This is a genomic window from Spiroplasma sp. hy2 (assembly GCF_044714365.1).
Lineage (GTDB): Bacteria > Bacillota_I > Bacilli_A > Mycoplasmatales > Mycoplasmataceae > Spiroplasma > Spiroplasma phoeniceum.
The window spans coordinates 1-6,120 of record NZ_RXFZ02000048.1 but is presented as its reverse complement, the minus strand read 5'-3'; the positions used below and the strand labels follow the sequence as shown (position 1 = coordinate 6,120).

The 6,120-nt window shown below is 27.4% G+C and carries 6 protein-coding genes and 1 pseudogene; all 7 read right to left on the bottom strand.

Annotation, left to right across the window (positions count from 1 at the left end; translation table 4 throughout):
- Positions 1 to 103: 103 nt before the first annotated feature.
- Positions 104 to 763: pseudogene (locus EHV01_RS02495) on the bottom strand (alpha-amylase family glycosyl hydrolase); the annotation flags it as partial.
- A gap of 28 nt (positions 764 to 791) precedes the next feature.
- Positions 792 to 2,411, bottom strand: a complete 1,620-nt coding sequence (locus EHV01_RS02490) for a PTS transporter subunit EIIC (protein ID WP_422066063.1) — start codon at positions 2,409 to 2,411, stop codon at positions 792 to 794.
- 16 nt (positions 2,412 to 2,427) lie between these two features.
- Positions 2,428 to 3,417, bottom strand: a complete 990-nt coding sequence (locus EHV01_RS02485; protein ID WP_422066062.1) for a LacI family DNA-binding transcriptional regulator — start codon at positions 3,415 to 3,417, stop codon at positions 2,428 to 2,430.
- Positions 3,407 to 3,670 (bottom strand): TIGR04570 family membrane protein, encoded by a 264-nt coding sequence (locus tag EHV01_RS02480; RefSeq protein WP_422066061.1) that lies wholly within the window; start codon positions 3,668 to 3,670, stop codon positions 3,407 to 3,409. Before EHV01_RS02480 ends, EHV01_RS02485 begins: the two co-directional genes overlap by 11 nt.
- A gap of 83 nt (positions 3,671 to 3,753) precedes the next feature.
- Positions 3,754 to 4,353, bottom strand: a complete 600-nt coding sequence (gene yihA, locus EHV01_RS02475; protein ID WP_422066060.1) for a ribosome biogenesis GTP-binding protein YihA/YsxC — start codon at positions 4,351 to 4,353, stop codon at positions 3,754 to 3,756.
- On the bottom strand, positions 4,353 to 5,135 hold the full coding sequence (locus EHV01_RS02470; RefSeq protein WP_422066059.1) for a TrmH family RNA methyltransferase: 783 nt from the start codon (positions 5,133 to 5,135) through the stop codon (positions 4,353 to 4,355). Before EHV01_RS02470 ends, yihA begins: the two co-directional genes overlap by 1 nt.
- A gap of 16 nt (positions 5,136 to 5,151) precedes the next feature.
- A complete protein-coding gene (locus tag EHV01_RS02465; protein ID WP_422066058.1) occupies positions 5,152 to 5,862 on the bottom strand; it encodes a hypothetical protein in 711 nt (236 codons plus the stop codon).
- Positions 5,863 to 6,120: the final 258 nt, after the last annotated feature.

The window sequence follows — 6,120 nt, the reverse complement described above, 5'->3', positions numbered from 1 at the left end:
TAAWATCAAATTTATCAAATTTCATAATTTTAGATTCCTATAATTTCTATTTTAAATATATTTTATAGGAATTTTAAAATAACTAGGTTATGCAAGAAGTCTAATATTTCCGACCATCACCAGTTAAATCATTTTCAAAAGTATTTGGTTTGCCAATTAAATTAATAACATCAAATCGTAACCCTCGAACTCCTTTTTGTAATCAATAGTTAACAATTTGATAAATATCTTGGCGTAGACTTTCATTCGTTCAATTTAAATCAGCTTGTGTTTTATCAAATAAATGTAAATAAAACATTTTTAATTTATCATGATATTCTCATACTGAACCACCAAACTTACTTTGCCAATTATTTGGGTAATTTGCTTTGTCACCAGGAAGAAAGAAGAATCGTTGCAAATAATCTGGATTTCCTGTCTGTGCTTTTTGAAATCATTCATGTTCTGTTGAACAATGATTAAAAATCATATCCATCATAATAAAAATGTTCCGTTTTTTTGCTTCTGTAACTAGCATTTCAAAATCATCCATTGTTCCAAAAAGCGGATTAATATTTTTGTAATCTGAAACATCATAACCATTATCTTTTTGTGGCGACACATAAATTGGATTTAATCATAAATAATTAACTCCTAGCATTGCTAAATAATCTAATTTTTCAATAATTCCTTGTAAATCACCAACACCATCATGATTGCTGTCATAAAACGATTGTGGGTGAATTTCATACACAATCGCTTCTTGAAAATTTATTTTATTCATTGATAATCTCCTTTATCGTTTCAAAGATTTATTTATTAATATTTTCAACCACTTTTGGTTGTTTTTTAAAACTAATTAAACTTGTCCCCTTAACTTGTAATATTTCATCTCGTAATTTTGTAAAACGTGGAAGTTTTTCTAAAAATCATGTTAAGGCCATTGTTACGCTCATTGTTAGTAATGCACTAAGAATAAATCACGTATACCCCGTACCAATAAATGTTTGAACACCTTGGATTTGACTAAATGATTGAATTGATAAAATTCCTAATCATGCCCTATTTCCAATTTCATTTGAAGTTACACCTGCAACGGTTAATAACATTGCACCACTTGCTGAACCAACAATTGCTGCTAAGAATGGATACAGAAAGCGTAAATTAATTCCATATAACGCTGGCTCAGTTACTCCCAATCAAGCCGACGTTGTGGCAGAAATTCCAATTTCTTTCATTTTTGGGTCTTTTCGGTTATTAATAGTAAACATTAAAGTGGCACTTCCTTGGGCAATATTTGACATACATAAAATTGGAAAAATAAATGTTCCCCCAATTTGAACTGTATCTTGAATCATTACTGCATTAAGCATCGTATGAACACCAGTAATTACGATTGGCGCATATAATAATCCTAAAATTGGTCCAAAGAAATATTTTGCAATCGGATTAACTAACGCTCAACTTAATCCAACTGAAATTGCACTTCCAATGATATAGCCAATTGGACCAATTAAACATAATCCAACTGTAAAAGATAATAAGATTGTTAATAATGGTACAAAAATTTGTTTTAGAACAGCAGGAACAATTCGATTTAATCCTTTTTCTAAATAAACGCCAAAAAAGGCTACTCCAATTGCCGGAATTACTTGCCCTGTATATTGAATTTTTCAAAGAAAAATTCATGCTCCAAAGTCAAATGTTGGTGCCACATCAAAAATTCATAATGAATTATTAGCACCTTTAGCAATTTCAAAAATATCGACTAACGGTGGTAATAACAATGTTAAACCAATAATAATCCCAAGAACTGGCGAACCTCCCATTTTGGCAAATATTGATCAACAAATTGTAACTGGAATATATCAAAAGACAGCTTGGGCTGGAATTCACAAAAAATCATCTAACCCTTTAGCAAATCCTGAAATACTTACCAATGAAGTTCCTTCCCCATTTCAATTTGCTTCTAAAATGTTACGAAATCCCAAAATTAATCCCCCTGCTATTAAGGCTGGGACTATGAGAATAAAGATTTCTGAAAAATGTTGTAATAATCGTTGATATCATTTTCCTTTTTTTACTGTTGATTCATTTGTTATATTTTCTCCTAATTTTTCTGTTTTAGAAGTTAAGTATTTTTTAAATTCAGCAAAATAATTATTGACATCAGGTCCAATTACAATATGATATTGCCCAATTGGTTGAACCGTTCCTTTAACATTATCTAATCCTTCTATTTCCTTTGAATTTGCTTTTGTATTGTCTTTTAAAACTAATCTAATCCGGGAAACACAATGAGTATATGAAATAATATTGTCAATTCCTCCCAACAATGGAATTAACACTGCTATTTCAGTAGTATATGTTTTTTTGCCATAATTTTTATCTCCTGTATGGAATCATTTCCATAGCTTGATTATAATACACATTTTTTAAAATATAAACTTATTTTAAAAAAGTTTTAATCTCATAACTTAAACATTCAATTGTTTTATTTTTTGTCATATTATTTCCATCTAAAATTTGCTTTAACTTGAGAATTATTTTTGTTGCTAATTCACCATAGTTAATGGCAATATAATAATGTTTTGGTAAAATTGGCAGAAAAAAGTCATTACTATTACAAATATCTGTTAGTAAACTATTAGTAATATTATTTTTCATTAAAAAGGAAATAACAACTTTATAGCAGGTATGTCTCCCTGCAATAATATTTTTATTATTTAAATCAATTGTTTTAACTAATTCTCAAATTATTCGTTCTTGATTCTCAGAAAAAAAGTACGATTGAAATTGATAATTACGACGTTTAAATCAATCAACAACAGTATCATATCGTGCAAATCCAGTTGGTAAATTTGTTACCGGATTCTCACCAATATAAAGAATTTCTTTTTGCTTGTCAAATTCATGATTCAGCGCCATTTCTTGGAGCAAAGTATACATCATTTCATTATCATTATTAATAAAAACAGTATCCCCTCATTGACGACCATACACAATAATTGGAACATTAATTGTCTGTAAAAAGGGGCGGATATTTTGGTCATTACTAATCGTAAATAAAATTAAAGCAGCTGGTTTACGGCGAACAATTTCTTGTAAATGTAATAAATAACGATCCTCATCATAAGTTGTTTCAACAACAAAAGGAACTACTTTAGCAAAATCATCATTAATTTGTTTTAAAATTGATTTAACAATAAATGTATTACTACTTGTTAAATCAGGAATTAAAATATATACTTCTAACATTTTCTTTTTAATTGAATGCGCAGCAAAATCAGGCTGAAAATTATATTTTTCCACAACTTTTTGAATTAAAAGACGCTTTTCTTGACTAACATAACCGCCATTAAAATAACGTGATACTGTCCCAACACCAACGCCACATTCAGCAGCAATTGTTTTAATTGAAATTTTTTTATTTTTCATTAAAACCTTTTTTTAAAAACCAATTTTGCTTAATAATGGGACTAAATAATAAAAATAGTACACAATAAAGCATTATTATTGCAATAATAAAAATAAAGAAATAAAGAAAATCTCATCGTTTAATATATAAAAATTGAAATAACAGTCCAGCTATAATTCCAGTCATAAGAAAAATTAGATGATAAAACCATGGGATTTTCTTAAAAATTTTTTGTCAAAGGCCTTTTTCTTTTGTCAATGAAAAACTATTCATGTTAACCACTCCTTATTTGTCATAATTATATGCTAATTTAATAAAAATAGTTTTAATAAGTTTATTAATTTAAAATATTTTAACTATTCATTAAAATTTAATAATTTTGCAAATAATGCTCAACATTCATCACGGGCAATTTTATTTCGACTTGATGTTTTAATAAAATAATCACTATCAGCAAAATTTAATTTAGCTTTAATAATCTTTTCATGCTTTTGAATATCATTCTTTTTGACCTTATCAAGTTTTGTTCCAATTAAAACGGTCAAAATGTTAAAATGTTTTAAATATTGATACATTTCATAATCATCTTGAGTTGGTGGATGACGTAAATCTACTAACAAACAGACAAATTTTAAATTTTGGCGTTGAGTTAAATATTCTTCCATTATTTTTGCAAAATCCATCTTATATTGGTTACCAACTTTTGCAAATCCATATCCGGGTGCATCAACAATTCGAAATTGATTATTATTAATTGCAAAAAAATTTAACATACGGGTTTTCCCAGGAATTTGCGAAACTTTTGCTAATTGGCGCTGATTTGTCAACATATTTAAAAAACTTGATTTACCAACATTACTTTTCCCTAAAAAAGCAATTTCTAATAAATCATCATTAATTCAACCTGCTTTATTAACCGCTGATGTAACATAACTTGCATTTTTAAACTTAAACATTATTTTTCCTCCATCTGACGATTAATTTCATACATTAAAATTGTTCCTGCCTGAGCAACATTTAATGACTCAAGTTGTGAATTAATTTTAATTTGGACATTATAATCACTAATTTCTTGCACTGTGGTGGAAAGGCCATGCCCCTCATTACCCAATGCTAAAATATACCGTTCATTTTGCTTAAACTGACAATCTTGTAAATAAACACTTTTTTGATTTAAACCTGTCGTAATAATTTTATATTGGTTTAATTGGAAGTTTTTAATTTCATTTAAACCAATCCCTTTAATTGCAACTTTAAAAATCGCACCTTGACTAGCACGTAAGACTTTATCATTAAAAAGATCAACAGTATGATTATACAAAATAATATTTGTAAAACCAAAACCAAGGCCAGTTCTGATTAATGTTCCGACATTACCTGGATCTTGAATGTTTTCTAATAAAAGAATATTTTGATTAAATTGAAAATTATTTTGTTCCTTAACCTTCGTTAAATCAACCACACCGATAATATTTTGACTATTTTTGCTTTGACTCAACTTAGTTAAAATTAATTCCGGAACTATTATTAATAAAATATTATTAAAATTCTTTAATTTTGGTTGATTTACTTTTGTTGTTAAAATTTCAACAACAATATTTTGTTGTAATGCTTCATCAATAATGTTTCATCCTTCAATTAAGGCTAAATTAAATTCTTTTCGGTATTTTTTTTCTTTTAATTTTGCCAATAATTTAATATGTTCATTTTGCGTTGAATTAATTTCTCGATAATTCATAAGATGGGATGCTTTCTTAATTGACATACATAAAACCAACAAGGTATTTTTTGGTTTTTGGGTCATCTCATTTTTCTTTTGTCTTTGCTGTTTCGCGCATTACAACAGCCATTGCTCGGGGGCGTTTTGGTGGATCTTGCATTTTCCCTAATAAAACCGCTAATCCAGACCTATTATTTTTATCATTAATTTCTTTATTATAATCTTCGGCATCCTTAACTCCAATTTGTTTTGCCATAATTTTAACCTTGTTTTTTTCATATCAATGCTGAAATTTTTGATATTTTTCAAAAGACCATTCTTTTTCTTCTCAACCTAAGAAAATGCGGTCTTTCTCTTCATCTCAACTAGTTAAATAATCACGAAAATTTGTTTGTGCAGTTGGTCCTTGTTCCATCATTTTAAAAGTTTGATTAATTGTTTCTTCTAATGTATCATACCCATAACCAATAAAAGCATTACCAATTCAATGATGTTTATAAATTGGTTTTAATGGATTAAGAGGTTCAGTAAATGTAAGAGCATATGCTCAATATTTGTCGTTTGCTTTACTACGAAAAAGTTCATATCCAAATTTTTGATGCTTAATAACAACAACATCTTTTTTAATTTTACAAACTAAATGCTTAAAAGCTGTTACAATAGAATTAATTTCCCCATCAGTTAATGGTGCCTTTAATTTTGGCTGTTTTAATTTTAAAATATGTTCTGTATAATATGATGGCATTCCTTCAACCTCCTTTTTAGTTAAAATTAACTACTAATTATAATTTTATCTTGGATATTTTGTTAAGTAAAGTAATAATTTGAAATTAACAAACAATCCATTATAATTATAATTTCATAATAATTAAAAAAAGAAATCTTTAATTTTGTAGAAAACTCTTGATATTTATAGAATATACTTAATTTTAGGTATATTTTTAATATATAAGAGGTAAATAATTGATGGAAAAAATAATTACAGAATTAAAAAACAGTTTTA